The organism is Thiobacillus sp. SCN 63-57 (assembly GCF_001725555.1).
In the GTDB taxonomy this organism is placed as follows: domain Bacteria; phylum Pseudomonadota; class Gammaproteobacteria; order Burkholderiales; family Thiobacillaceae; genus Thiobacillus.
Window position 1 is genome coordinate 91,020 of the sequence record NZ_MEGP01000020.1, and the last position, 26,423, is coordinate 117,442.

Sequence of the window (26,423 nt, forward strand, 5' to 3'; positions counted from 1 at the left end):
TTTAAAAAGAGTGCGCGCCATGCGTGCCGAGGCTGAAGATGTACTGCACGTACCACTGGTTCTCGTCCTGTCCTTCGGTGGCCTTGTCTTTCGTGTACTGCAGGCGGAAGCGCGAAAATTCCGAGGGCGAGTAGTCGACCATCAGCGAATGACGGGTGGGTTTGTAATTGCTGCGAGGCAGGTTGGCGTTGTTGAGGCCGAAGTCCCGCGAACCGGGATCGAGCAGGTCGTAGCGGTAGCCGGCGCGCCAGCGCGGCATGAACTGGTATACGCCTTGCGCGTAGCCGCCGTACTGGGTGGCCTGGTACGCGCCAAGACTGGTCCCGCACATACCCCCCGTACAGTCCAGGCTGCCGCTTTCTTCACGCCGGAACGCCTCGGCGGCGAACTTGAAGTTATGGACGGTGGTGTTGCCCAGCGGTGCCCATTTCCAGACGAAGTCCGCCAGCCAGGTCTTGCTGTCGCCGGTGAAGGCGGTGGCCACGTCGTTGCCGGCGAAGTCGGCGAGCGTGCCACTGCGATCGACTGCGCGCGTCGACAGATACGACACGCCGCCGCGCCAGCTGTGGGAATCGCCCACATCGCCGCCGATGTGGCCATACAGCGCGTAGTTGCCGATGCCGTTCGTATTGCGGTCGGTGCCGGGGAAGTTTGCCCCGCGCCCGATTTCGGCGCCCAGTTCGGTGAAGAGGTCGGTCGGCGCCACCCACCGAAGCTGCAGGCCGTCGTTGCCGTAGCCTTCGCCGAACAGCGCTTCATACATCAGGTTATTGGTGGCGAAATCCCAGGCGTGCGGGTGCTGCTCGTTCTGGTAGCCGATGCCGGAACGGAAGCGGCCGCCCTTCACGGTCAGGCCCTGGCCCAGCGCCAGGGTCTGGAACCAGGCTTCTTCCACGCCGACGCTGCCGTCGTTCAGCGTGGCATTGAAATAGCCCCGGAAATACGGATCGATATCGGAGGCCAGGACCAGTTCGCTGTCGTCGACCGAGAAGCCGCGCGAGGGACCGGGCGCCGTGCCGTCAGGCAGGAAGCCCGTGATGCGGCGTGCGGGAAGGTCCTTCAGGTGGGCATAGCCGCCCTGCAGGATGAGCGAAGTTTCGGGATTGAAGGCACCTGGATTGCTGGGTGCCGAACTGGCCGTGTCTTGCACAGGCACGGCGGGCTGAGCAGCAGGGGCGGCGGCAGTCGCTTCGGCACGGGCGAGCCGCGCTTCCAGCGTCTGGATGCGGGTTTCGTAATCGGTTTTCATTTTCTGGACTTCGGCGCGCAGGGCGGCGAGATCGGCATCGTCGGCATGGGCCGGACAGGCGGCCGCCAGCGCGGCCGCCAGGAGGGCGGGACGTAACATGTTTGACTCCGTCAACGTGAGATGAACGCCTGCGCACAGGGTTGGCGCAGGCTTCGAAAAGACTCAGGCGTTGGGCGGAGCGGGGGGCGCGCGGGCGCACGCAGGGCGGGGGGCAAGATCGGCGCACTGGAATGTAGCGCCGGACGCATATGTGTACGTGCCCGGCGGCGTCGCCATGACGACCAGACTTGGGGGCAGGGCGGTGCCCAGTTGGGCCTGCGCGAGGCAGACTTCGCAGACCTTGTCGGGCAGGCCCGTGTCGTGCGTACGCAAATGGGTCAGCGCATGCGCGAACGCGGCCGCCTGACCGAACAGAAGGGTCAGGGCCAAGAGCCAGGAGAGCAGGCGGCGCGACGGCATGGGGCGAATTCTAACGTCTCGGCGGATCGACGGGCGGGACCGGGTCGTAACCGTGATCGCAGCCGGGGCGGCAGCGGCCGATGCGTTTCGCGGCCAGCCAGCTGCCTTTGAGCGCGCCGTGTTTTTCGATGGCTTCCTTGCCGTATTCCGAGCAGGTGGGCAGGTAACGGCATTGCCGCCCCAGCCAGGGCGAAAGTGCCAGCTGGTAGACGCGAATCGCGCCGACGAGGAATTTTTGCGCGAGATTCACAGTTGTGCCCCGGCATGGCTGGACGCCGCGCCCGAGAAATCGGCCAGGAGCCTGGCGACGAATTCGGGTTCGAGGTCGCGCACGATGAACACGAAGCGGCTGCGATGGTCGTCATCCGGCCAGGTGTCGAGCCGGACCTCGGGATACAGCACGTGCTGCACGCCATGCAGCACCACCGGCAGCGGTTCATCCTTCAGGTTCACGATGGCCTTGAAGCGCAGCAGATTCTCGGCGCGAAACGAGGCGAGCATGCCGAGGGCCGATTGCAGCCCAAAACGATCGAGCGGGGTGTCGATCACCACCGAAAACGCCTGGATGCGCGCATCGTGCAATTCGGGGTGCGCCTTTCCGGCAAGCGGGCTGGCGCTGGCAGGCCGATAGCGCTGCGGCTTCAGCCAGCGCATGACTTCCAGCGAGCGGGTCTCGGCGTTCCACAGTCCCAGGTTCTGGATCGCGGCGGGGTCGAGCTCGCCATGCGTCACGATCACGATGTCGGCCGCCGGGTTGAGCGTTGCAAGACGTTCGCGCAGGGCGACGACCGTGTCGGCGGGCGCGAGGTCGGTCTTGGTGAGCAGCAGCCGGTCAGCCACCGCCACCTGTTTGACGGCCTCGAAGTGTTCGTCCAGCTGGCCCATGCCGAACAGCGCGTCGACCGTGGTCACCACGCCGTCGAGACGAAAGCGTGCGCGAACCCAGTTGTCGTGCAGCAGATTGTCAAGCACGGGGGCCGGGTCGGCGATGCCGGTGGTTTCGATGATGACGCGTTCGAATGCCGGAATGTCGCCCTTCTGCCGGGCCATCCACAAGTTTTTCAGCGTCGGCGACAGGCTGCCGGAAATCGTGCAGCACACGCAGCCGCCCGACAGCAGTGCCATCGGCCCGTCCATTTCTTGCAGCAACTGGTGATCGAGCGCGACTTCGCCGAACTCGTTCATGAGAATGGCCGTGCGCGGCAGCGTGCGCACCAGATGATTCAGCACCGTGGTCTTGCCGCTGCCCAGAAAACCGGTGAGCAGCGTGATTGGGACGGGGGACTCGGGCGTCGCGATCACACGGATGTCCTCACGGGAGTGAGCGCAGGTTTCGGTACAGGCTCATGTCGGCGTAGCCGACGTGAAGCCGCGCAGCGGCGGCCGAAGCCAAAACCGGTGAGCGGCGTGACGGGAAGCGGTGTGTCAGGCTTCATGGCGGCACTGACCCTGGCAACGGATGAGCAACAGGTTTCGGTACAGGCTCATGTCGGCGCAGACGACGTGAAGCCGCGCAGCGGCGGCCGGAGCCAAAACCGGTGAGCGGCGTGATCGGCAGAAGGGAATCAGACGCGAGCATGGCGACGACTAAAGCCAGGAAACGGTTGCATGATTCAGGCGCTTGCTTGTAAGCATTCCGCGCAGCGGCCGTGTACGGTAACGTCGATATGGCGCGCCTCGAATCCGGGCGGGGTTCGAGGTTGTGTGCTCGGGCAGTCCGCCAGGCAGAAGAGGCGCCCACAGGCGTCGCATTCGAAATGCGCATGACCGTGGTGGACGTGCGCGACGCCGAAGCGGCGTACACGATCCTGGCCGGTCACGCTGTGCGCCAGGCCTCGCGCGACCAGCCAGTCGAGCACGCGATACAAGGTGACCTTGTCGAGCGGTTGTGCTTCGTTCGTGGCCGCCTGCATCAGGGCCTGGTGGGATGCTGTCGTGTTGGCCGCCAGAAGCAATTGCAGCACCTGGATGCGGGCAGCCGTTGCGCTTGCGCCGCATTCCTTGATCAGCTGGACGGCTTTATCGTGGTGCGAACCGGAATTCATGGGGCGATTCTAGGAGACGCAGGGCCCGAATGCAACCAAGTTGCATTCGGGCCCTTGAAAAACCCCTTCGCACAGGAAGGGGGTGGATCAGGCGTGCAGCCGTTCCTTCTTCTCGTGGCGTTCCTGCGCTTCGATCGAGTATTCGGCGGTAGGACGGGCCAGCAGGCGGGGCAGCCCGATGGGGTCGCCGGTTTCCAGACACCAGCCATATTCACCGCTGTCGATGCGTGCCAGGGCGGAATTGATCTTTTTCAGCAGCTTGCGCTCACGGTCGCGCACGCGCTGTTCCAGCATGTGCTCTTCTTCCACGGTGGCGCGGTCGTTGGGATCGGCAAAATTCTCGTTTTCCTTCAGATGCTCGCCGGTGTCGGCCGCATTGCTGAGCATCTCGTCGCGCAGCGTTTCGAGGCGGGTGCGAAAAAACGTGAGTTGGGCCGCGTTCATGTAGGCGGAAGCCGGCATCTTCAGCAGGGCGGCTTCGGTAAGGGGTTTGGACGAGGCGGTCATCGGAACTCCAGGCGTCTAGGATGGTTGAAAAATGCGGCCGGGCATGCGCCCGGGCAGTCGAAATGGAACCGGCCGTGGCAGATGCGCGACCCGCATCATAACTCCGTCATGGCTGCCGGTGTCATCGGGTGGTCTCGGGCGATGGGGACCGGACAGGTCGAACCCGTGACGATGGGTGATAATCCGGGCATGAAAGCCTTTCTCCCTTTGACGGTCCTTGTGCTCCTGCTGGCTGCGTGCGGACGCGATGCGCCGCCTGTGGCGCCCGAGGATATTCGTCCGGTACGCGCGGAGCAGGTGGGGATGCACACCGCCCAGCAAGGCACGCGCTACGCGGGGGAGGTGCGGGCGCGCTACGAGACCGATCTGGCGTTTCGCGTGGCGGGACGGGTTGACGCCCGCAAGGTGGACGTCGGCAGCCAGGTCCGGGCGGGCCAGGTCATCGCCACGCTCGACCCCAACGACTATGTGCTGGCGTCGCATGCGGCACACGCACAGCTGACGGCCGCCGAGGCCGAGGCCCGGCTGGCGCGCCAGGACTTGCAGCGCTTTACCGAGCTGCGCGCACAGAATTTCATTTCCCAGGCCGAACTGGATCGGCGCCGGACCACTGCCGAGGCAGCCGCGGCGCAGATGCGCCAGTTGCGCGCGGAGGCGGCCCGCCAGGACAACCAGCAGGCCTATACCCGGCTGACTGCGCCGCATGCCGGCGTGGTGACAGCCATTTCGCTCGAGGCGGGGCAGGTGGTGGCGGCCGGCCAACCGGTGGCGCAGCTGGCGCGCGACGGTGAGCGCGAAGTTCGCATCGACGTGCCGGAAAATGCGCTCGATGCATTGCGTACCGCGCACAACCTGCGCATCCGCCTGTGGTCGGTACCAGGGCGGGACTATGCCGGCCGCCTGCGCGAAGTGTCGCCGGTGGCCGATGCGGGCAGCCGTACCTACAGCGCCCGCGTCAGCCTGCTGCATCCCGATGCGGCCGTGAAACTGGGCATGACGGCTACGGTCGAGGTCGACAGTGAACTGCGACCGAGCCTGTCGGTGGCGCAATCGGCCTTATTCAGGATCGACGGCAAGCCGCAGGTGTGGGTGGTGAATCCCCAGACCCGCAAAGTGGCGGCGCGCACCGTGCAGATCGGCGAATTGAATGGCGAACGCGCGGCTATCGTGTCGGGGCTGGCTGCCGGCGAGTGGGTGGTGACGGCAGGCGTGCACAAGCTGGCGCCCGGCCAGCAGGTGCGTCTGGCCGACCCCGGCCGCCCATGAACGACGCCCCGCGTTTCGTGCCCGCGCGCGGCAACCTGTCGCGCTGGGCGATCGAGCATCCGGCACTGGTGCGCTTCTTCATCGTGCTGATCCTGCTGGTCGGTGTGCGGTCCTATTTTCAGTTGGGGCAGGCCGAAGATCCGCCGTTCACCTTCAAGACCATGCTGATCCAGGCGCAATGGCCAGGGGCGACCGCGCAGGAAGTGTCGGAACAGCTGACCGAACGGATCGAGAAGAAGCTGCAGGAAATGCCCGAGCTCGATTACGTGCAGAGCTACGCCAAGGCGGGCGAGACGGCACTTTTCGTCAATCTCAAGGAAACGGTGCGCGGGCGCGACGTGGCCGCGGCCTGGTATCAGGTCCGCAAGAAGATCGGCGATCTGAAGACAGCGCTACCGGCTGGTGTGCAGGGGCCCTTCTTCAATGACGAGTTCGGTGACACCTTCGGCTCGATCTATGCCTTCACCGGCGACGGCTTCAGCCGGTCCGATCTGCGCCGCGTCGCCGAGGATGCGCAGCGCGAAGTCCGCCGCCTGCCCAATGTGGGCAAGGTCGAGCTGTTCGGCATCGTCCCGGAAAAAATCTACGTCGAGATTCCTGCGCAAAAGCTCGCCACGCTTGGCCTCACGCCGCAGCAGATCATGCAGGCTGTGCAGGAGCAGAATGGCGTGGTGGCGAATGGGCGGATCGAAAACCAGGCCCTGTCGATCCCGCTGCGCGTGTCGGGGCCTTATTCCGACGTCGAGGGCGTGCGCGAAACGATCATCCGGATCGGCACGCGCAGCATCCGGCTGGGCGATATCGCCAGCGTGACGCGGCGCTACGAAGATCCGCCTGTCGCCGAAATCCGTTCGCAGGGCGAGCCGGCGGTGCTGCTCGGGGTGTCGCTGGCCGACGGCGGCGACGTGGTGGCGATGGGACGTGCCGTGGCGGCGGCCATGGCGGACTTGCAGAAGACGCTGCCGGTGGGCATGGAGATCCAGCGGATCCATGATCAGCCCAGCATTGTCAGCCACGCGGTCCGGCTCTTCATGCAGAGTTTCTTCGAAGCCGTTGCCATTGTGCTGGCGGTGACCTTCCTTGCGCTCAAGTGGCGTGCCGGCCTGGTGGTGACGCTGTCCATCCCGGTGGTGCTGGCGATCACCTTCACCACGATGTGGCTGTTCGACATCGACCTGCATCGCATCTCCACCGGGGCGCTCATCATCGCCCTTGGCCTGCTGGTGGATGACGCCATCATCGCAGTGGAAATGATGGCGCACAAGCTGGAGGCCGGCTGGAACCGCTTCGAAGCGGCCACCTACGCCTTCCATTCGACCGCGTTTCCCATGCTGACCGGTACCTTGTTGACCGCCACCGCATTCCTGCCGATCGCGCTGGCCAAGTCGATGGTCGGCGAATACACCTTCGCCATTTTCGCGGTGACGACGATCGCGTTGCTGTCCTCCTGGCTGGTGGCGGTCGTGGTGACGCCTTACCTGGGGCACGTCCTGCTGAAACCGGCTCGCCACGTGACGGACGAGAATGCGGCGTATCTCACGCCGTTCTACCGGCGTTTCCGCGCCATGGTGAACGGGTGCCTCACCCATCGGCGCAGCGTGATTGCGCTGACGGTGGTGGCGCTGGTCGTCGGACTCGTCGCGATGCAGCGGGTCGAGAAACAGTTCTTCCCGCAGTCCGACCGGCTGGAAATCCTGGTCGAAATGTGGCTGCCGGAAGGCGCATCCATCGAGGCCACGCGCGCCCAGGCGATCAGGCTCGAAACCCTGCTGCGGCAGGACAAGGATGTCACCCACGTGCTCGACTACATCGGCCAGGGCGCGCCGCGTTTCGTGCTGGCGCTGGACCAGCGGCTGGCCAACCGCAATTTCGCGCAGCTGGTGGTGATCGCGAAGGACGTGCCGGCGCGGGAGCGCGAACTTGCGCGTATCCGTCGGCTGTTCGAGACCGACTTCCCCAATGTGCGCGGACGTGCCGTGCGTTTCGAATATGGACCGCCCGCCGGCTACCCTGTGCAGTACCGATTGTCCGGCGCCGACATCCCGAGGCTCAAGATCGAAGCCGAGAAACTGCGCAGGATCGTCGCGGCCCAGCCGCAGGTGACGGCCGTGAACCTGGACTGGAACGAGCAGTCGCTGGCGATCAAGGTCCAGCTCGACCAGGACAAGATCAAGGCGCTCGGCCTCAGCTCGGATGCAGTCGGGCGCCTGTTGGCGCTGGAGTTGTCGGGGACGACGATTACCCAGTTCCGGGAAGACGATCAGTTGATCGACGTCGAATTGCGCATTCCGCGCAAGGAACATCGCGACGTCGATGTGCTGAAATCGCTGCCGGTCGGCAGCTTCGACGGACAAAGCGTGACCCTGGGGCAGATCGCCACCTTCCGTCCGGTGTTCGAGGACGGCGTGATCTGGCGGCGCGACCGCCTGCCGACGATCTCGGTGCGCGGCGATCCGGTGGGTAACACGCAGCCGGCGACGATCATCGAATCGATTGCGCCGCAGGTGGCCCGATTCAAGGCGCAGCTGCCGCCCGGTTTCCGGCTGGAAATAGGGGGACCGGTGGAAAGCAGTGCCAAGGCCAATGCCGCCATCGCCGCCTCGTGGCCGTTGATCGTGGTCACCACGCTGACACTGCTGATGCTGCAACTCGGCAATTTCGCGCGCGCCTTGCTGGTGGTGCTTACGGCGCCGCTCGGCATCATCGGCGTGGCGGTCGCGCTGCTGGTGACCGGCCAGCCGATGGGCTTCGTGGCCTTGCTGGGCATCATCTCGCTGTCCGGCATGATCATGCGCAATTCGGTGATCCTGGTCGACCAGATCCAGCAGGACGTGGCTCGCGGCCTGTCGCAGTGGGATGCGATCGTCGAATCCACAGTGCGGCGCATGCGGCCGATCAGCCTCACCGCCGCCGCCGCGGTGCTGGCGATGATCCCGCTGTCGCGCTCGATTTTCTGGGGTCCCATGGCCGTATCGGTCATGGGGGGGCTGATCGCGGCGACCTTCCTCACGCTGTTTTTTCTGCCTGCCCTGTATGCGGCTTGGTTTAGGGTAAAACCGGGCTAAGGTACAAAACATGCAAGGAGACCAGCATGAAAATGATCGTATTCGCATTGCTGCTGGCGGGGTGTGCCAGCCTTGAATCGCCCGACCCGGCTTCGCCCTACTATGCCTATCCCCCAGGATGGTTGGCGCAGCTCAACCATTCCCTGACGATTCCACCCGGCTCGGCCACGGTGCGTCTGCAGTATGGCCAGGTCGTGCCGCGCAACGGCGTACAGGAGTTCGATCCGTATTGCGTGGTGGAACTGAATACGGTGCGCGACACGCCGCAGACGCTCAAGCCGGGGCGTTTCCAGATATGGCGGGTGACGCGCAATGTGGATTTCTATGCAGCGGCGAAGTCGCCGCTGATGAAGGCCCGGTATGTGGACGATGACGGCGACGTGACGCCCCTCTATTACAAGACGGAGTTCCGGCTGCGCGATCCCGCGCAGCCGAATCTGCGTGGCATGACCTGTGCGTGGAACCAGATGGTCCCCGGCAACCCGCTGTTGATGCGGCACCTCAGGTTGAGTGAAATCCGGGCGGCGCTGGGCGACTGGATCACCCTGATCCCGCCGAAGGCGATGCTGTAACGACGAAGCCTCCGCGATCGATTGTTGCGCCGTGCGTGCCGGCCGCGCGGTCCTATTTGATCAGCGTCAGATGGGGGGGGCGTACGGCATGTCCGCCTGTGGCCGTCAGCGTGTTGGTGACCGGCTGCCAGTAAGGAAAGGCCTCCGGACGGTGGATGTGGTAGCCCTGCAGATAATCCACACCCATGTCTTCGAGCAGCGCCGCCATATTGGCATCTTCCACTTGCTCGGCCACCGAATGCATGCCGAAATCGCTTGCCAGCTGGGCGATCGAGCGGACGATGGCCTGGTCGCGCCGGTCGTCCAGCATGCCGCGCACGAAGGCGCCGTCGATCTTGAGGAAGTCGGCGGGCAGATGCTTGAGATAGAAGAAGGAAGAGGCGTCGCGCCCGAAATCGTCCAGTGCGAACTGGCAACCGCGTTCGCGCAGGCCGTGGATCAGACGCTGCGCGTCGCCGAGATTGACCACCGCGGCGGTTTCCGTCACTTCGAAGCCGAGGCGCGAGCCTTCCACGCCATAATGATCGAGCATGTGGCAGACCACGCCGAGGAAGGACTCGTCGGCGACGGTCTTGCCCGAGAGATTGATGAAATAGACCGCATTGTCGTCGGGCTGCGCCGCCAGGTAGGACACCACCGCTTCCAGCATCCAGCGGTCGAGGATGGGCGCCTGTCCGTAGCGCTCGAGGGCCGGCAGCAGCTTGGCCGGCCCTTCGACCACGCCATCGCGCTGCCAGCGGATCAGCACTTCATAGTGTGGCTGGCCGCCGCGCGAGGTCGGCCGGATCAACTGGCGATAGGGCAGGAACTGGTTGGCTTCCAGTGCCTGGGCGAAATCGGCTGCCCAGCCCATTTCCGTTTCCAGGCGACGGAATCCGACCTCGTCCGCCTCGTACAGCATGACGCGTCCGCTCCCCTCCGACTTGGCGCGATAGCACGCCATGTCGGCCTGGATCATGAGGTCGCCGGCCGTGGTCGCGGCCTGGGTGATCGGGGCGACGCCGGCGCAGGCACCCAGCGTGAAGCGTCGTCCCTTGTGTTCGAAGCGGAAGTCGCGGATGCGCTGCACCAGCTGCCGACAGATCCGGTTGGCCTCGTCGGGCCGGGTATCGAACAGGATGAGGCCGAATTCGTCTCCACCCAGACGGCCCAGATAGGCGTGCGCGGGCAGGGCGGCTTTCATGGTCTGGGCAATGTCCATCAGCAGGGAATCGCCCACCGAATGGCCGCAGGTGTCGTTTACCAGCTTGAACTGGTCGAGATCGATGTAGCAGAACGCATGCTGCTGACCGTGATCACGCGCAGTACGCAGCGCCCGGGCCAGGCGTCCTTCCACCGCACGCCGATTGGGCAAGGTGGTCAGCGTGTCGTGGAAGGCCATCTCGCGCAGGTTGTCGAGCAGTTCTTTCTTTTCGGTTTCGTCGCGCAGCACGTAGACAGCGCCCAGGCCGTCCTGGTCGGTCAGTGGCGCGCAACTGTAGCTGATGGCCAGGTGCTGGCCATAGCGGGTGTGCAATTCGGCCGATCCGGTCTGGCCATGCAATGCTGCCGTCGACGACAGGAAGCAGGCCGGCGCATCCTCGTCGCCGTTCACCCGGTCGAACTGGATCATCTCGCTTAACAAATTCAACTGCGCATCCTCGAGGGCGATACCCAGCAGACTTTCTGCGGCCGGGTTGAGGTAGGTCACCTGGTTGTGCGGGTTGGTGACGATGACGGCATCGTTGATCGATTGCAGCGTGACCTGCCAGCGCTCTTTCTCGTTGCTGAGCGCCGCCTCGTCGATCTTGCGCTGCGTGATGTCGAAGCGGATCGACAGGTACTTCTGCGGCAGACCGTCGTCGCCCTTGATCGGGATGATGGTGGTGGCAGTCCAGAATAACCGTCCATCCTTGGCACGGTTGCAGATCTCCCCGCGCCAGGTCCGGCCGTTCGTGATGGTTTTCCACAGACGGGTAAAAAATGCGGGAGCGTGGCAGCCCGAATTGAGGATGCGGTGATTCTGGCCGATCAGTTCTTCGCGCGTGTAGCCGCTGAGGATGCAGAACAGGTCGTTGGCGAGCGTGATGTTGCCGGCGAGATCCGATTCGGACACGCTGGCCGCGCTGTCGAGCGCTTTCTGTTGTTCGCCGAGATCCGTAAGCAGCCGTTCCAGGGCCGCGCTCATGTAATTGAAGGCGCGTGTGGATTCCTGCAGCTCGGGCGGACTGCTGGTGCGGACGGGGAGACGCACGCTGTAGTCCCCGGACTCGATCTGGTGGGCGGTTGCGCTCAATCGGGTCAGGTCCTTCAGGTTGATCCGCAGCATGGCATGGATCAGCCAGCCGAGCAGACCCATCGCGAAACTGAACAGAATGAACAGTCGGGTCCCGAGATGCCACAGGAAATCTTCATACGCGTGGGCGGAAGGCTGGATGCGCAGATGACCGTAGTAGGTACCTTGGATGATTAGGTCTTCCTGCATGACGGGGAGGGCCAGGCGGGTCAGCCGGGCGAACCAGTCGGGGCGGTCGACTGTGGGCGGGCTGGCTTGTTCGCGGATGACGCGGCCATCCGGCGCGACGTATTCCACATGCTGCAAATTCCCCTGGTCGATCGGAATCCGCAATCGCGTTCGCACCGCAAGGTAATCCTGCCAGATGGCCGGATCCGCGACGGCCTGCGACAGTGCAGCGAGCTGTGCGGTGGCCTGTACACGCAAGGCGGCATCGGCGTCCTGGCGGACGATATACAGCGCCTGTTGCCCGGCCAGCACGAACACCGTCAGCATGACGAGCAGGGCCGCCCCCAGCACGCGACCTTGTGTGCTGAGGCGGGCCGGACGCAAGGCGTGCGCGAAGCGGGCGAGCGGAGGCGAGAGGTGGCGAGACATACGGAAGGAATCGGCCGCCAGTCTGCTTTCTGAAGCCATTCAGGCACATATGCTTCAGAGTAAGTGGATACTTACATGCGGGGCGAGGGGATCAGTTTTTCCTGCGCGCGCGGGGATGTGCCTGGTCGTAGACCTTGGCCAGGTGCTGCCAGTCGAGATGGGTGTAGACCTGAGTGGTGCTGATGTTGGCGTGCCCAAGCATTTCCTGCACGGCGCGCAGGTCGCCCGACGATTGCAGCACATGGGTGGCAAATGCGTGGCGCAGCAGGTGCGGGTGGATGTGCTGGCTCAGGCCGGCCTGTCGTGCCCAGCGGTTGAGCCGCAGCTGCACGCTGCGGGGCGTCAGGCGGGTGCCGCGCCGGTTGATGAACAGGGCGGCAGTGTCGGCCTGCGCCAGGGGCTGCCGGTGCGGAAGCCAGGCGGCAATGGCGACCAGGGCCTGCTGCCCCACCGGCACGACGCGGGTTTTGTTGCCCTTGCCGGTGACCTGCGCCTCACCTGCGTGCAGATTGACATCGTGGAGATCGAGCCCGACCAGTTCCGACAGGCGCAGCCCGGACGAATAGAACAACTCGAACATGGCGCGGTCGCGTGCCAGCAAGGCATCGTCGGACTCGGCGGGCAGGCCGCCGTCGAGCAGTTGCGTGCAGGCGTCGGGCGACAGGATCTCGGGCAGGGCCTTGGCCGCTTTGGGCGGGCGCAGGCCGGTGCAGGGGTTGTTCGCATAGCCGAGCCGGCGGCAGGCGAAGGTATAGAAGCCGCGCCAGCTGGACAGCTGGCGCGCCACGCTGGTGGCGGCCAGGTTCTGGCTACGCAGCTTGACGATGGCGCCGCGGATATCGCTTACCTCGAGCGTTTCAAGCGGCTTGCCGTCGGTCAGGCTGGAAAGATTCGCCAGGTCGCGTTGATAAGCTGCGACCGTATGCGGAGACAGCCGCCGTTCGGCGGCAAGGGATTGCAGATAGGCGGCGACTGCGTTCAATCCTGCATCCGCACCAGGGCGGCGCCGACCAGCTGGCCCAGCCGTTCGAGGTAGAGCGTGCCCATGCCGGCGTAGAAACGCTTGGCTTCCTCGGAAGCCAGCACGAGCAGCCCGATGGGGGCGGCCGCCGCAACTGGCCGCAGCGGAATGCAGGCAAACGCACGCAGATGCGGCGAGATCTCGCCGAACCAGTCGCTGGCGTCGTCGACCGCAAGCGGGCCGCAGACCGGTTGACCCATCGATTCAATACCTGCGCGCGCGGCGTCCGATACCGGATCGGTGAGGCCAGGCGCGGCGTCGGCCGGCAGGTTCCATACGCGCACCGCATGGTGCGGTACCGCGAAGCCTTCCCGCAGGTGCAGGTTCAAGGCTGCGAGGACGTCCTGCGGCGCACGCGCCGCCAGCAGGGCAAGGGTGAGTGCGTGGAGCTTGTCGGAGATGCCGTCGTTCTCCTCGCCGAATTGAATCAGTTCGGCGAGCTTGTTTTCCAGCATCCGCACCTTGTCGCGCATCGCGATCAGCTGGCGTTCACTCATCGACACGGCGTGGGTGCCATGCGGATGCGGGATGTGGAGGTCCGCCAGCAGGGTGGGGAAGTCGTTGAAGAAATTCGGATGCCGGGTCAGGAATTCGGCGATAGCCTGAGCGTTCAGGTCGGTGGGCTGCATGTCCATTAAAGTTCGATCTCCCCTTCAAATACTGTTTCGGCCGGGCCGGTCATGGTGACCGGCTGGCCCTGTCCCGCCCATTCGATGATGAGGTCGCCGCCGCGGGTATGCACGCTGACCGGGCTTTTCAGCCAGTCCTGGCGGATTCCCGCGACGGCCGCGGCGCAGGCGCCGGTGCCGCAGGCCAGCGTCTCGCCGGCGCCGCGTTCATATACGCGCAGGCGGATGTCGTGCGGGGTCAGCACCTGCATGAAGCCGGCGTTGACGCGCTGCGGAAAGCGCGAATGCGATTCGATGGCGGCGCCGAGGATGTCCACTGGCGCGCTGTCGAGATCGTTCACCCGCAGCACCGCGTGCGGGTTGCCCATCGACAGGGCGGCGACCTCGATGACGTGCTGGCCGACCTTGAGCGCATACGTCATCGCCTCGGTGTCGGCGGCAAACGGAATGTCGGCGGGCGCGAAGCGCGGCGCGCCCATGTCGACCGTGACCTGGCCATTGGCCAACAGGCGCGGCTCGATCACGCCGGACGCGGTTTCCACGCGGATCGCCGTCTTGTCGGTCAGCCCCTTGTCGTGCACGAAGCGCACGAAGCAGCGCGCGCCGTTGCCGCATTGCTCCACCTCGCCGCCGTCGGCATTGAAGATACGGTAGCGGAAATCGACGTCGTCGCGCGTGGGTTTCTCGACCAGCAGGATCTGGTCGCAGCCGATGCCGAAGTGGCGGTCGGCAATGCGGCGACATTGCTCGGTGGTGAGCGCGACGATCTGGCCGATGCCGTCGAAGACGACGAAGTCGTTGCCGAGGCCATGCATTTTGGTGAATTTCAGTCGTGTGCCCATTTGGGTACTTGTGCCTGTGGTATTCATTCGGTTTTGAGTCTGACGTATTCCTTGAGCAGGCAGCGGTCCATGACCACGTTCATGCCGCCCGCCTGCGCGCGCAATGCGGCGGCGTCATGAACGATCCCTTCCTGGAACCATATAGCGGGCAAGTGTAGCGCCAGGCACTGTTCGACGATAGCGGGCACATGCTCGGCGGCGCGAAACACGTCGACCAGGTCGACCGTGAACGGGATGTCGGCAAGGCGGGCATACGCCTTTTCGCCCAGTACCTCCTCGACCAGCGGTCGCACCGGGACGATGCGGTAGCCGTAACGCTGCATCGCCTGCGCCACCCGGTAGCTCGGACGTGCGGGCTGTGGCGACAAACCGACGACCGCGATGGTCCTGACGTGGTCGAGCAGGGTGCGCAAGTTGGCGTCGTCGGGGTTGGCAAAGTTCATAAAGGCAACTCCATGACGTGATCGTCCATCACGAAGCCATGCCCGATGTCGAACACGCGCGACTCGGTGATCCCGAACCCGTATTTAAGATAAGCGGCGACGGCCTGCGTGTTGCCGCGATTCACCTGCAGCCACAGACGGCGCCCCTGCCCCTGGCGTGCCCATTCCCGGACGGCCAGCAGCAGCGTCGCTCCGACGCCTTGGCGCTGGTGGTCGGGATCCACGTACAGCTTGTCGAGTTTGCAGCGCACGCCGTCGCGCACTGCGTGGGCGAATCCCACGGTTGCCTGGCCTTGTCGTGCAACCCACCAGGCGTGATCCGGGTCGTCGAGTTGAGAACGTATGCGGTCGGCGGCGTAGCGGTCGGCCAGCATGGCATCGATCTGGGCTTGCGAGATCAGCGCCGGGTAGGTGGCCTGCCAGACCGTGCGTGCCAGCGCACAGACGGCGTCGATCTCCTGCGGCGTCAGGCGGTGCAGGCGCGTGTCATCCATACAGGCTGGTCTCGCCTTCAGGGCGCGTCTTGAAGCGGCGGTGCAGCCACAGATATTGCGGCGGCATTTCGCGGATGCGTTCCTCGATGAAGGCATTCATGCGCGCGACGTCGGCTTCCAGGTCGTCGCTCGGGAAGTTGTCCCACGGCGGGTAGCAATGCAGACGGTAGCCCGCCCCGCCGGGCAACTGGCGGGTGATGACGGGCACGATCTGTGCGCCCGTGAGCTTGGCCAGCCGCGGCAGTGCCGAGAGGGTGGCGGTCTGGATGCCGAAGAATGGGACGAATACCGCATTGAGGCGGCCCTGATCCTGATCCGGCAGGTAATAGAACGGGAGGTGGGCCTTCAGCGCCTTCAATACCGGCTTGATGCCGTCCGACTTGGCGATCAGCACCGGCGCATGGAAACGCGAGCGCCCGCGCAGCATCAGCCAGTCCGAGGCGGGGTTCTTCGAGGGGGCGTACATCGAGGCGACCTGGCGGTCCATGCTGAGTCGCACGCCCCCCATGTCCAGCCCGACGAAATGTGGCGCCAGCCAGATCACGGGTCGTTTGCCATCGCCCAGTACGGCGTCGGGGTTATCGATGCGGACCAGCCGTCGCAGACGTGCTTCACTCCCCCACCACAAGAGGCCGTGCTCGAGCACGGCGCGCATGGAGGCCTGATAGGTCTGCCGTAGCCAGCGATCACGTTCCCGTTTGGGGGTGTCGGGGAAACACAGGGCGAGGTTGGTGGCGACGACGTGCCGGCGCTTGCCCGGCAGTAGCGCCAGCAGCCCGCCCAGGATGTTGCCGAGCGCGACCTGCAGCGGCAGCGGCAGCCAGTGCAGCAGCCACAGCAGGCCGACGCTGAACCAGACCGGCAGCAATGACGGGCGCCACAGGGTATCGGACGCGGCGGCGCTCATGCGGCGGTGGGGTCAAAGGGGTCGGGTGCGCCGCCCGGACGCTTGTGGCGGTTGTAGCTCCACAGATACTGTGCCGGAAAGCGTCGCACGATGTCTTCCACGCCCCGGTTGATCAGGGTGGCAGCAGCGGTCTTGTCTTCAGGCAGCGGGGTGTCCAGTGGAAAGACGTGGATATGGTAGCCGCGTCCCCAGCTCAGGCGCTCGGCCGCAACGAAGAACGCTGCTGCGCTGGTCTTGCGCTGCAGGCTGGCGACCAGCGTGGGCGTATAGGCCGGGCGCCCGAAGAAGGGCGCCCACACGCCATCGCCTCCGGTGGCGACCTGGTCGGGCAGGATGCCGATCGCCTCACGGCGCTTCAGCGCCGCCAGCTGGGCACGTACGCCCGACAGGTCGGTCGGCACCAGCGTCGCCTGGCCGCGCTGGCGGCCGGCCAGCATCAGGGCTGCCAGCACCGGCTTGCGTGGCGGCTTGTACATGGCCGTGAACGGATGCAGCGACGCGTAATACAGGTTGATGATTTCGAAACAGCCGACATGCGGGCCGATCAGGATGATGCCCTTGCCCGCTGCGCGGGCGTCGTCGATATGCGCCCAGCCGCTGGTTCCCCTGACCAGTTTCACGACCTTGTCGTACGGGCGCAGCCATACCGGCAGCAGTTCGACGATGGCCTTGCCGGACTCGCCGATGGTCTGGCGCAGCAAGCGCCTGCAGTCGCGTCCAGGCGCGCAGAGTCCGCTGTCGAACAGGTTGTTGCGCATACGTCCGGAATGGCGCCCCGGCGCCCAGTAGACGAGCCAGCCCAGGGCGATGCCCAACGCGTGCAGCAACGGCAGCGGCAGGCGGGCCAGCAGCTTGAACAGGAACATCATGCGGACATGCGATCCCACACGGACTTCCATCCTAAAGGGTGCAAGAGCCCATAGGGGATCGGGGTATTGCAGGGGGAATTGACGCTGAAGGACGGTGCGGGGCACAATGCATCTGTTCGAGCCGCCGCGTTAATCTTGACAACTTGCGGGCGGGATACAAATACAGCTAAAGCGTCGCCGCTTCGTTTGTCCCCCGAGCCGGTTACGCAGTCGGTAACCGGGACAACAGGAGCTGTCATGCAGAAGGATTTCATTTTTACGTCTGAGTCGGTGTCTGAAGGGCATCCGGACAAGATGGCGGATCAAGTGTCGGATGCGGTACTCGACGCGATTCTAACCCAGGACAAACATGCGCGCGTGGCGTGCGAGACGCTGCTGACCACCGGCCTGTGCGTCATCGCCGGCGAAATCACCACCTCGGCGGTCATCGACTACAACCAGATCGCGCGCCAGACCATCAAGCGCATCGGCTACGACTCGTCCGACATCGGCTTCGACTACAACACCTGCTCGGTGCTGGTCACCGTCGGCAAACAGTCGCCCGACATCGCGCAGGGCGTGGATCGCGCGCACGACGATTATCTCGACCAGGGCGCCGGCGACCAGGGCCTGATGTTCGGCTACGCCTGCAGCGAAACGCCGGTCCTGATGCCGATGCCGATCTACCTCGCGCACCGTCTCACCGAGCGCCAGTCCGAACTGCGCAAGGATGGCCGCCTGCCGTGGTTGCGCCCGGACGCCAAATCGCAGGTGTCGATCCGCTACGTCGACGGCAAGCCTCACTCCATCGATACCGTCGTGCTGTCGACCCAGCATCACCCCGAAGTCTCGCACGCCCAACTGTCCGAAGCCGTCATCGAGGAAGTCATCAAGCCGGTGCTGCCGAAGGAGATGCTCTCCGCCGACACGCGCTATCTGGTCAACCCGACCGGCCGTTTCGTCGTCGGCGGCCCGATGGGCGACGCCGGCCTCACCGGCCGCAAGATCATCGTCGACACCTACGGCGGTGCGGCCCCGCACGGTGGCGGCGCCTTTTCCGGCAAGGATCCGTCCAAGGTCGATCGCTCCGCCGCCTACGCCGGGCGCTACGTGGCGAAGAACATCGTTGCCGCCGGCTTGGCTGACAAGTGCATGGTGCAGGTGAGCTACGCGATTGGTGTGGCCAAGCCCACCTCGCTGATGGTCGACACCTTCGGCACCGGCAAGATCCCGGAAGCGAAGATCGTCGAACTGATCCATGCCCACTTCGACCTGCGTCCCAAGGGTATCGTCGCCATGCTCGACCTGCTGCGTCCGATTTACACGCGCACCGCGAGCTACGGCCACTTCGGTCGCGACGAGCCGGATTTCACCTGGGAGGTGACGGACAAGGCGGCGGCGTTGAAGGCAGCTGCGGGGATTTGAGCGGTTCGTTACGCTGCGCGATTCGGAAACGAAAAAAGCCGGTTTGACCGGCTCTTTTCGTTGATGCGGGTTGCAGGTTAAACCAGTTTGCGGCGGCGATATGCCATCAAGCCGACCAGCCCTAGGCCGGTTAGCATCATCGCGTAGGTTTCAGCCTCGGGAACAGCAGTTATCAGGACGCCTTCCAGGTGCCAGAATGTGTTCAGGTTTGCGTACTGGCTGTTTTCATCGGATGTGATCAGGTGCGACCAGTCGATCGTGTAGAAATAGTGGTTCTCATCAATTTCCTCGACAGCGGTCACCAGGGTGCCTGCGTCGGGCGGCAGGACGAACTGAGTCCCCTTCCAGTCGAGCCCCCAGCCCGATAAATCAATCTCAAGTTGCGTTCCGTCCTTGACGGTGCCCATAGGCGCGCCGTAACGGGTATTTGGCAGTGCTGCACTGCCAGAAAGCATGCCGCCAAGCGTAAAGTCTCCGACATCTTGGGTAGCGCCCATCAGAATTTGACCATCAGCGCTACCCGCGCTCACAAAGCTATAAGGCGTGCCAGTCTGTGTACCCAAATAAGCATTTCCACCCCCAGTGTGAAGTGCCGAGTTGCTGAATCCGCCAGACCGATCTCCAATCTCTTCAATGGACATACCGATAATTGTCTTGTTACCGGGCGTTATGGTGGGAACGAGGCTGGCTACCCCTTCCATGTGCATCTGCCATGTGTAGCCATTTGCCTGCGGAATTACGGTGCCGTTGCTCAGCGAGCTCACGTCGTTGTTGGCAACGTGTGTCCAGTCTGCCGTGTAGAAATATCGGTTTGCACTGATTCTTGAAACACTGGTCGCCAGACTTTGCGGGGCCGCATTGATTGACATACCTTGAGCCTCAATCGTCATCCCGGGCATGCTGAGCGACATGACGCCGCCATCGATCGCGCCCGACGGAGCGCTAGGCAGTGTGTTTAGGTTGTAACCGCTGATTGTTGCGACAGCAAATGCATTATTAGCTTGTTGTACACCCATGAGCAGTGCGCCATCGGCGCTGCCTGCGCTATAAAAATGCTGGTTGGCGCTTAACATGGGATTGCCTGCTAGGTCAGTGCCATTAAACCAGCCCGCTCCGTACGCCATGCCGCCTATTACAATCGCGTCATCTGCAGAAGTTCCAATTCCCCCTGACATGGTGCTAATTTCCTGGATGGTCATACTCTGGATTTCTGCCGCCCGCACCACGCTATTTGCCATGCAGAAACTCAAAGCAATCCCTGCCAGCGTTCTTGTGATGTATTTCATATTTCCCCTCGTTTGTTTTTCTCGATTTGTCCGGCCGAAGCGCTCGCGTTGGCCTGCAAACGCGACCTTGGCGCTGGTACGCAATATATGTTCCTGTTGATGCAGCCATCCATTGTCGATTAATAAAAACAATGGCTTGGGCTGTCGATGCGTAAGTACAAGCAAGTTGGATGTAAAGAATGCCGACATATTCCGCGTTTGGCGCTTCCCGAGTTAGAATGCCGCCTCGGTTCTGAGGAGCGCTGCGACGGTTCACCCGCCAGGCTCAGGACGCTTCCTTTCAACGGCGCTCACGTTTTCTTTTTTGTGAACAGAAAGGAGGGCGTGATGAACGCCGCACTCGATTCCACCGCCGACTATGTAATTGCTGACTTGGGGCTCGCCGACTGGGGCCGCAAGGAAATTCGCATCGCCGAAACCGAAATGCCGGGCCTGATGGCCATCCGCGAGGAGTTTTCCGCTGCCCAGCCGCTCAAGGGCGCGCGCATCACCGGTTCGCTGCACATGACCATCCAGACCGCCGTGCTGATCGAGACGCTGACCGCGCTCGGCGCCGAAGTGCGCTGGGCGTCGTGCAACATCTTCTCGACCCAGGATCACGCCGCCGCCGCCATCGCCGCCGACGGCATCCCGGTGTTCGCGGTCAAGGGCGAATCGCTGACCGACTACTGGGACTACACCCATCGCATCTTCGAGTGGACCGACGGCGGCTACTCGAACATGATCCTCGACGACGGCGGTGACGCGACGCTGCTGCTGCATCTGGGTGCGCGTGCTGAAAAAGACATCTCGGTGATCGCCAAGCCGACCAGCGAGGAAGAACAGGTGCTCTACGCCGCGATCAAGGCCAAACTGGCGACCGATCCCACCTGGTATTCGGTGCGCCTCGCTGCCGTGAAGGGGGTCACCGAGGAGACCACCACCGGCGTGCACCGCCTGTACCAGATGCACGCGCGCGGCGAACTCAAGTTCCCGGCGATCAACGTCAACGATTCGGTCACCAAGTCGAAGTTCGACAACCTGTACGGTTGCCGCGAATCGCTGGTCGACGGCATCAAGCGCGCGACTGACGTGATGGTGGCGGGCAAGGTCGCGCTGGTCGCCGGCTACGGCGACGTCGGCAAGGGCAGCGCGCAGGCGCTGCGCGCACTTTCCGCCCAGGTATGGGTGACCGAGATCGACCCGATCTGCGCGCTGCAGGCGGCGATGGAAGGCTACCGCGTGGTGACCATGGAATACGCCGCCGACAAGGCCGACATCTTCGTCACCGCCACCGGCAACTTCCACGTCATCAACCACGATCACATGGCGAAGATGAAGGACCAGGCCATCGTCTGTAACATCGGGCATTTCGATAATGAAATTGACGTCGCCTCGATCGAGAAATACCAGTGGGAAGAAATCAAGCCGCAGGTCGACCACGTGATCTTCCCGGACGGCAAGCGCATCATCTTGCTGGCCAAGGGCCGCCTGGTGAACCTCGGCTGCGCCACCGGCCATCCTTCGTATGTGATGTCGTCGTCGTTCGCCAACCAGACCATCGCTCAGATCGAGCTGTGGCAGGAACGCGACTCCGGAAAATACCCGGTCGGCGTCTACACCCTGCCCAAGCACCTCGACGAGAAGGTCGCGCGCCTGCAGCTGAAGAAGCTCAACGCGCAGCTGACCGAACTGACCGACCAGCAGGCGGACTACATCGGCGTGCCCAAGACTGGTCCCTACAAGGCCGAGCACTACCGCTACTGATCGGTTTCGCCTGAAAAGGAGGGCGCCATGCGTCTGCTGCTGCTGTGGATCCTGAACGCCGTCGCCCTGTTGGCGGTGACGTATCTGCTGCCCACCATCCAGGTGGCGGGCTTCGGCTCGGCACTGGCCGCTGCGCTGGTGCTGGGTTTCATCAATACGCTGGTGCGGCCAGTGCTGGCGTTGCTCACGCTGCCGATCACCGTGCTGACGCTGGGAATCTTCTATCTGATCCTGAACGGCCTGTTGTTCTGGCTTGCCAGTGCACTGCTGCCCGGCTTTCACGTGCAGGGTTTCGTTTCGGCGATGGTCGGCGCCATCCTGTATGGCGTGATCGCCTGGGCGCTGTCCGCGCTCATTCCCCATTCCAGAGGTTGAAGCATGACCGAACGCACATTCAGCTTTGAATTTTTCCCGCCCAAGACAACGGAAGGGGCGGAGAAGCTGCGCGCCACACGCAAACAGCTCGCGCAGCTCAACCCCAAGTTTTTCTCGGTCACCTTCGGGGCCGGTGGCTCCACCCGCGACCGCACCCTGGAGACCGTGTGCGAGATCCAGGCCTCCGGCTCGGAAGCGGCGCCGCACCTGTCGTGCATCGGCTCGACCGAGGCCAGCATCCGCGACATCCTCAACGCATACAAGCGCCAGGGCATCCGCCATCTGGTCGCGTTGCGCGGTGACCTGCCTTCCGGCACCATGGATGCAGGCGAATTCAACTACGCCAACGAACTGGTGGCCTTCATCCGCAAGGAAACCGGCGACTGGTTCGAAATCGAAGTCGCCGCCTACCCCGAAGTCCACCCGCAGGCACGTTCTGCCACCGAAGATCTGGCCAACTTCAAGCGCAAGGTCGACGCGGGTGCCAATTCGGCGATCACGCAATATTTCTTCAATGCCGACGCCTACTTCAACTTCGTCGAAGACGCGCGCGCGCTGGGCGTCGCCATCCCCATCGTTCCCGGCATCATGCCGATCGGCAACTACGTACAACTGGCACGCTTCTCCGACGCCTGCGGTGCGGAGATCCCGCGCTGGTTGAGAAAGAAGCTCGAAACCTACGGCGACGATCTGGCGTCGATCCGTGCCTTTGGTTTGGATGTGGTGACTGACCTGTGCGACCGCCTGCTGGCCGGCGGCGCGCCGGGCCTGCATTTCTACACCATGAACCAGGCGGGACCGAGCACCACCATCTGGCAGCGACTGGGTTTGTGATTTCTCCGACCTGATGGGATTACGCAAGGCCCGCTGACAGCGGGCCTTGTCGTGTGTGCCGTGTCCCCTGTCCGAAGCGACGGGTAGAATCGTCCTCCTCCCCGTTCCCGCTTCCTGATCATGAATGCCCTGTGGATCCTGATCCTGCTCATCCTGCTTTCCGGCATGTTTTCGCTCGCGGAAATGGCGCTCGCCTCCGCCCGCCGCGGCCGGCTGACCCAGCTCGCCGAGGCCGGCGACATGGGGGCCGTCAAGGCGTTGGCCATCAAGGAGCATCCGAGCAGGCTCCTGGCCGCCAGCCAGACGGGGATCACCGCCGCCGCCCTGCTGATGGGGATCTATGGCGAGTCGGCCCTGTCCACGTCCATCGAGTCGGCCATCCGGGCCGCGATTCCCGGCTTGGCCGAATGGCGTGAGTCCATTGCCTTCGGCGCCACCATCGTGATCGTCACAGCGGTTTCCATCATCCTGGGCGAGATCGTGCCCAAGCGGATCGCACTTGCGCATCCGGAAAAGGTGGCGGCATTTTGCGCACCCTTCATGTCGCTGTTCATCCGCGTGTTGTCCCCGGCGATCCGTTTCCTGTCCTTCGCTGCGGACCGCGTGCTGGCCTTGCTGCCGATTCAGTCGGCACCCGCGGTCACCAGCATCGAGGACATCCTGGCGTTCGTGGACGAAGGGGAACGGACGGGCACCATCGCGCCGGAGGAGAGCGAGCTGTTCGGCAACGTGCTGCGCCTGGAGGATTGGCGCCTCGCCACCATCATGACGCCCGTTGCGGACGTGGCCTGGCTGGATCTGCTCTCACCCCGCGAGCACAACCTGCGCACCCTGAAAGAAGCGCCGCATTCCCGCCTGCCCATCTGCAAGGGCGACCTGCAGCAGGTGATCGGCATTGCCGAAAGCCACGACATTCTCAAGGCCGCCATGGAAGGCGACATCGACTTCGCCGAACTGCCGCTCGCGCCCCCTCTGTTCGTGCCGTCCAGTCTCACGCTCATCGACCTGCTGCGTACCTTCCGCCAGCAGCGCGCCAATTTCGCCCTGGTGGTGAGCGAATTCGGCCTCACCGAAGGCATCGTCACCCTGGACGATCTGATGTATTCGCTGGTGGGCGACATGATGCCCCTGGCTGATGACGCCGAAGACGCCCTGGCCGTGCGCCGGGCTGACGGATCCTGGCTGCTGGACGGTTTGCTGCCCATCGACGAGATGAAGGACCGGCTGGAAATTCGCCATGTGCCTCATGAATCGCTGGGCAACTATCACACGGTCGGTGGGTTCGTACTGGCTTCGCTGGGCCGCATTCCGCGCAAGGCGGAGCGCTTCACCTGGGCGGACTGGGAGTTCGAAGTGGTGGACGTCGACCGTAATCGGGTGGACCAGGTGTTGGCAACCCGGGTGGCGGTACTTGGCACGCCGCGTGAGGACATCTGAAAACCCGCTGTCTCATCTACCGCTTCAGCTAACCGCTCCGTAAGACACCTCGCCGACTGGGGGCCCCGTTTTCAGCGGATGCCTGCCAGTGCATAGGCAAAATCCTACCGACCCGCCGCAACCGACCGACCATAATCACAGTGACCTTGCTGGACCTTGGCAAGGCTTGGCCAAAGCCCGTCATGGGCGGGGCTAACTTCGAACGCACAAAGGAGATCGGTATGCAGAGAATCGCATTGGCGGACAACAAGGTGAATGATTTTGTGCAGGCGCGCCGCACGGCAGTTGGCAAAGCCGGGGAACTGCTTGCACGCCCCGTCATCGTTGCCTGGAAGGACGACAGGAGCGGCAAGTCGGCGCCCGAGATTCCAGGCGGAAAAACGGGACGCTGGCATGACTATGGCGAGAGCAACGATGGCGTGCTGGAGCTCGAGGTGGCGAATGACTACCACTTTATTTTTACCGAGGCGGAGGGATTCGACGAACCCGATATGAACCTGGCCACCCTCGACGATAACGGAACGCGGTTCATGTGCCTGAACAACGCATGCACCGAGGAAGACAAGGAGAAGCTGGGCTATTTCCCTGGTGGCGGTCTAGGCGGCTAGCCGTGGGCTAGCTCGACTCGGACATATCACACGCCCTTTATCTTCCACGTTCTTTATAAGGAGTACGTCATGAGCATTGGAACCATACTTTTGATCGTGCTGATCTTGATCCTGATCGGGGCGGTTCCCGTCTGGCCGCACAGCCGCGCGTGGGGCTATGGTCCCAGCGGAGGCATCGGCCTGCTGGTCGTCATCCTGATCGTACTGCTGGTAATGGGCTTGATATGACGGCGCGCCTTCTGGGCATCAGCCGACAGACTGATACCCAGAAGGCCTGAGCGGCACTATTGCAAGATCAAGCCGGGCGATCCGGCAAACACGCCTGTAGCGCTTTCAGGCAATAGTCGACGTTCTCCTGCTTGGCGGAGTAGCCCATCAGGCCGATGCGCCAGATCTTGCCGGCCATGTCGCCGAGGCCGGCGCCGATTTCGAGGTTGAACTCCGTGAGCAGGCGGGCGCGGATCGCGGCCTCATCGACGCCTTCCGGCACGTAGATCGAGTTGAGCTGCGGCAGGCGTGCGGACGGGTCCACCACGTACCTGAGGCCCATGCCTTCGAGCCCGGCCTTGAGTTTTTCATGCATGGCACGGTGGCGCGCCCAGGCGTTCTCCAGACCTTCTTCCTCCAGCATCACCAGCGCTTCGTGCAGGCCGTACATCGGGTTGATCGGCGCCGTGTGATGGTAGGTGCGCTTGCCGGCGGATTGCCAGTAGCCGAGCACGAGGTTGAGGTCGAGGAACCAGCTCTGCACGACGGTTGTGCGTGCCTTGATGCGAGCGATAGCGCGCTCGGAGAACGAAACGGGCGACAGGCCGGGCGTGCAGGACAGGCATTTCTGGCTGCCGGAATACACCGCATCGATGCCCCATTTGTCCATATACAGCGGCGTGCCGCCCAGGCTGGTGACGCAATCCATGATGGTGAGCGCGCCGAATTCCTGCGCGATCTTGCCGAGCGCCTCGGCGTCGCTTTGCGCGCCGGTCGAGGTTTCGGCATGCACGAAGGCGAGGATCTTCGCATCCGGATTCGCCCTGAAGGCTTCACGCACCTTGTTCGGGTCGACCGGCGCGCCCCAGGCGTCGTCGACGATCACCGGCACGCCGCCGGTGCGTTTGATGTTTTCCAGCATACGGCCGCCGAACACGCCGTTGCGGCAGACGATCACCTTGTCGCCTGGCTCCACCAGGTTGACGAAACACATTTCCATCCCCGCCGAGCCTGGCGCCGAGACCGGGAAGGTCAACGCGTTCTCGGTCTGGAACGCCATGCGCAGCATGGACTTGATCTGTTCCATCAGGTCGACGAACGCGGGGTCGAGGTGGCCGATGGTCGGACGTGCCATGGCATCGAGGATGCGCTGGGGCACGTCGGAGGGCCCCGGGCCCATGAGGATGCGCTTGGGTGGGATGAAGGAAGCGGTCATAACCTTGTTCTCTTTGTGGAAAATATCAATCAAAACAAAGGGTTGATTTTACGGAAAAACGGCTGGCCGT

26 protein-coding genes and 1 riboswitch are annotated in these 26,423 nt (G+C 63.8%); of the genes, 10 read left to right on the plus strand and 16 right to left on the minus strand.

What is annotated here, in order from left to right:
• Window position 1 precedes the first annotated feature (1 nt).
• The 6 genes from ABT23_RS09085 to dksA form a co-directional block, all read right to left on the minus strand.
• Entirely contained in the window at window positions 2-1,348 is a 1,347-nt protein-coding gene (locus tag ABT23_RS09085) for a TonB-dependent receptor (protein WP_296633946.1), read from the minus strand.
• A gap of 63 nt (window positions 1,349-1,411) precedes the next feature.
• Window positions 1,412-1,678 carry a hypothetical protein gene (locus tag ABT23_RS09090; protein ID WP_296633948.1) on the minus strand — a complete coding sequence of 89 codons (267 nt, stop codon included), beginning with the start codon at window positions 1,676-1,678 and terminating at the stop codon, window positions 1,412-1,414.
• Between the two features lie 40 nt (window positions 1,679-1,718).
• Window positions 1,719-1,958, minus strand: a complete 240-nt coding sequence (yidD, locus tag ABT23_RS09095) for a membrane protein insertion efficiency factor YidD (protein WP_296633951.1) — start codon at window positions 1,956-1,958, stop codon at window positions 1,719-1,721.
• Entirely contained in the window at window positions 1,955-3,010 is a 1,056-nt protein-coding gene (locus ABT23_RS09100; protein ID WP_296633953.1) for a GTP-binding protein, read from the minus strand. The genes yidD and ABT23_RS09100 overlap by 4 nt, the downstream gene beginning before the upstream one ends.
• A 311-nt stretch (window positions 3,011-3,321) precedes the next feature.
• On the minus strand, window positions 3,322-3,753 hold the full coding sequence (locus tag ABT23_RS09105; protein ID WP_296633956.1) for a transcriptional repressor: 432 nt from the start codon (window positions 3,751-3,753) through the stop codon (window positions 3,322-3,324).
• Between the two features lie 87 nt (window positions 3,754-3,840).
• The gene (gene dksA, locus ABT23_RS09110; RefSeq protein ID WP_296633961.1) at window positions 3,841-4,260 is read right to left on the minus strand and encodes an RNA polymerase-binding protein DksA; all 420 of its coding nucleotides are present in this window, start codon (window positions 4,258-4,260) and stop codon (window positions 3,841-3,843) included.
• Window positions 4,261-4,449: 189 nt separating this feature from the next.
• Between dksA and ABT23_RS09115 the strand changes: the two genes are divergently transcribed.
• Genes ABT23_RS09115 through ABT23_RS09125 form a run of 3 tightly spaced genes read left to right on the plus strand, consistent with a single transcriptional unit; the run spans window position 4,450 to window position 9,163 of the window.
• On the plus strand, window positions 4,450-5,526 hold the full coding sequence (locus ABT23_RS09115) for an efflux RND transporter periplasmic adaptor subunit (RefSeq protein WP_296633964.1): 1,077 nt from the start codon (window positions 4,450-4,452) through the stop codon (window positions 5,524-5,526).
• Window positions 5,523-8,591: an efflux RND transporter permease subunit gene (locus tag ABT23_RS09120; RefSeq protein ID WP_296633967.1), complete on the plus strand. Its 3,069-nt coding sequence runs from the start codon at window positions 5,523-5,525 to the stop codon at window positions 8,589-8,591. The genes ABT23_RS09115 and ABT23_RS09120 overlap by 4 nt, the downstream gene beginning before the upstream one ends.
• Window positions 8,592-8,617: 26 nt before the next feature.
• A complete protein-coding gene (locus tag ABT23_RS09125) occupies window positions 8,618-9,163 on the plus strand; it encodes a hypothetical protein (RefSeq protein ID WP_296633970.1) in 546 nt (181 codons plus the stop codon).
• Between the two features lie 52 nt (window positions 9,164-9,215).
• On the opposite strand, the gene ABT23_RS09130 is transcribed toward ABT23_RS09125, so the two are convergent.
• From ABT23_RS09130 to ABT23_RS09165, 8 genes are read right to left on the minus strand one after another with little or no spacing between them, the layout of a single operon-like run.
• Window positions 9,216-12,074, minus strand: a complete 2,859-nt coding sequence (locus ABT23_RS09130; RefSeq protein WP_296633974.1) for an EAL domain-containing protein — start codon at window positions 12,072-12,074, stop codon at window positions 9,216-9,218.
• A gap of 52 nt (window positions 12,075-12,126) precedes the next feature.
• A complete protein-coding gene (gene xerC, locus ABT23_RS09135) occupies window positions 12,127-13,017 on the minus strand; it encodes a tyrosine recombinase XerC (protein ID WP_296633976.1) in 891 nt (296 codons plus the stop codon).
• Entirely contained in the window at window positions 13,014-13,691 is a 678-nt protein-coding gene (locus ABT23_RS09140) for a DUF484 family protein (RefSeq protein WP_296633977.1), read from the minus strand. Before ABT23_RS09140 ends, xerC begins: the two co-directional genes overlap by 4 nt.
• On the minus strand, window positions 13,691-14,527 hold the full coding sequence (dapF, locus tag ABT23_RS09145; protein ID WP_296633979.1) for a diaminopimelate epimerase: 837 nt from the start codon (window positions 14,525-14,527) through the stop codon (window positions 13,691-13,693). The genes ABT23_RS09140 and dapF overlap by 1 nt, the downstream gene beginning before the upstream one ends.
• Window positions 14,528-14,550: 23 nt before the next feature.
• Window positions 14,551-14,970 (minus strand): CoA-binding protein, encoded by a 420-nt coding sequence (locus ABT23_RS09150; protein WP_296633984.1) that lies wholly within the window; start codon window positions 14,968-14,970, stop codon window positions 14,551-14,553.
• Complete coding sequence (locus tag ABT23_RS09155) at window positions 14,967-15,464, minus strand: GNAT family N-acetyltransferase (protein WP_296633986.1); 498 nt, start codon at window positions 15,462-15,464, stop codon at window positions 14,967-14,969. The genes ABT23_RS09150 and ABT23_RS09155 overlap by 4 nt, the downstream gene beginning before the upstream one ends.
• Window positions 15,457-16,371: a lipid A biosynthesis acyltransferase gene (locus ABT23_RS09160; RefSeq protein ID WP_296633988.1), complete on the minus strand. Its 915-nt coding sequence runs from the start codon at window positions 16,369-16,371 to the stop codon at window positions 15,457-15,459. The genes ABT23_RS09155 and ABT23_RS09160 overlap by 8 nt, the downstream gene beginning before the upstream one ends.
• Window positions 16,368-17,258, minus strand: a complete 891-nt coding sequence (locus ABT23_RS09165) for a lysophospholipid acyltransferase family protein (protein WP_296633989.1) — start codon at window positions 17,256-17,258, stop codon at window positions 16,368-16,370. The genes ABT23_RS09160 and ABT23_RS09165 overlap by 4 nt, the downstream gene beginning before the upstream one ends.
• 219 nt (window positions 17,259-17,477) lie before the next feature.
• Between ABT23_RS09165 and metK the strand changes: the two genes are divergently transcribed.
• Window positions 17,478-18,644: a methionine adenosyltransferase gene (gene metK / locus ABT23_RS09170; RefSeq protein ID WP_296633992.1), complete on the plus strand. Its 1,167-nt coding sequence runs from the start codon at window positions 17,478-17,480 to the stop codon at window positions 18,642-18,644.
• 77 nt (window positions 18,645-18,721) lie between these two features.
• Here metK and ABT23_RS09175 read toward each other — a convergent pair whose 3' ends face one another.
• Entirely contained in the window at window positions 18,722-20,014 is a 1,293-nt protein-coding gene (locus ABT23_RS09175) for a PEP-CTERM sorting domain-containing protein (protein ID WP_296633995.1), read from the minus strand.
• A gap of 144 nt (window positions 20,015-20,158) precedes the next feature.
• Window positions 20,159-20,229, plus strand: a riboswitch (S-adenosyl-L-homocysteine riboswitch).
• 28 nt (window positions 20,230-20,257) lie between these two features.
• Here ABT23_RS09175 and ahcY point away from each other — a divergent pair.
• The 6 genes from ahcY (at window position 20,258) to ABT23_RS09205 (ending at window position 25,158) form a co-directional block, all read left to right on the plus strand.
• On the plus strand, window positions 20,258-21,676 hold the full coding sequence (gene ahcY / locus ABT23_RS09180; protein WP_296633997.1) for an adenosylhomocysteinase: 1,419 nt from the start codon (window positions 20,258-20,260) through the stop codon (window positions 21,674-21,676).
• A gap of 27 nt (window positions 21,677-21,703) precedes the next feature.
• Window positions 21,704-22,051, plus strand: a complete 348-nt coding sequence (locus ABT23_RS09185; protein WP_018507252.1) for a phage holin family protein — start codon at window positions 21,704-21,706, stop codon at window positions 22,049-22,051.
• A gap of 3 nt (window positions 22,052-22,054) precedes the next feature.
• The gene (metF, locus tag ABT23_RS09190; RefSeq protein ID WP_296634000.1) at window positions 22,055-22,885 is read left to right on the plus strand and encodes a methylenetetrahydrofolate reductase [NAD(P)H]; all 831 of its coding nucleotides are present in this window, start codon (window positions 22,055-22,057) and stop codon (window positions 22,883-22,885) included.
• 120 nt (window positions 22,886-23,005) lie between these two features.
• The gene (locus tag ABT23_RS09195; RefSeq protein ID WP_296634002.1) at window positions 23,006-24,322 is read left to right on the plus strand and encodes a hemolysin family protein; all 1,317 of its coding nucleotides are present in this window, start codon (window positions 23,006-23,008) and stop codon (window positions 24,320-24,322) included.
• 221 nt (window positions 24,323-24,543) lie between these two features.
• Window positions 24,544-24,930 carry an AF1514 family protein gene (locus ABT23_RS09200; protein ID WP_296634007.1) on the plus strand — a complete coding sequence of 129 codons (387 nt, stop codon included), beginning with the start codon at window positions 24,544-24,546 and terminating at the stop codon, window positions 24,928-24,930.
• 75 nt (window positions 24,931-25,005) lie between these two features.
• Window positions 25,006-25,158, plus strand: a complete 153-nt coding sequence (locus tag ABT23_RS09205) for a DUF3309 family protein (protein WP_363154642.1) — start codon at window positions 25,006-25,008, stop codon at window positions 25,156-25,158.
• A gap of 67 nt (window positions 25,159-25,225) precedes the next feature.
• On the opposite strand, the gene ABT23_RS09210 is transcribed toward ABT23_RS09205, so the two are convergent.
• Window positions 25,226-26,353, minus strand: a complete 1,128-nt coding sequence (locus tag ABT23_RS09210; protein WP_296634012.1) for an alanine--glyoxylate aminotransferase family protein — start codon at window positions 26,351-26,353, stop codon at window positions 25,226-25,228.
• Between the last annotated feature and the right edge of the window lie 70 nt (window positions 26,354-26,423).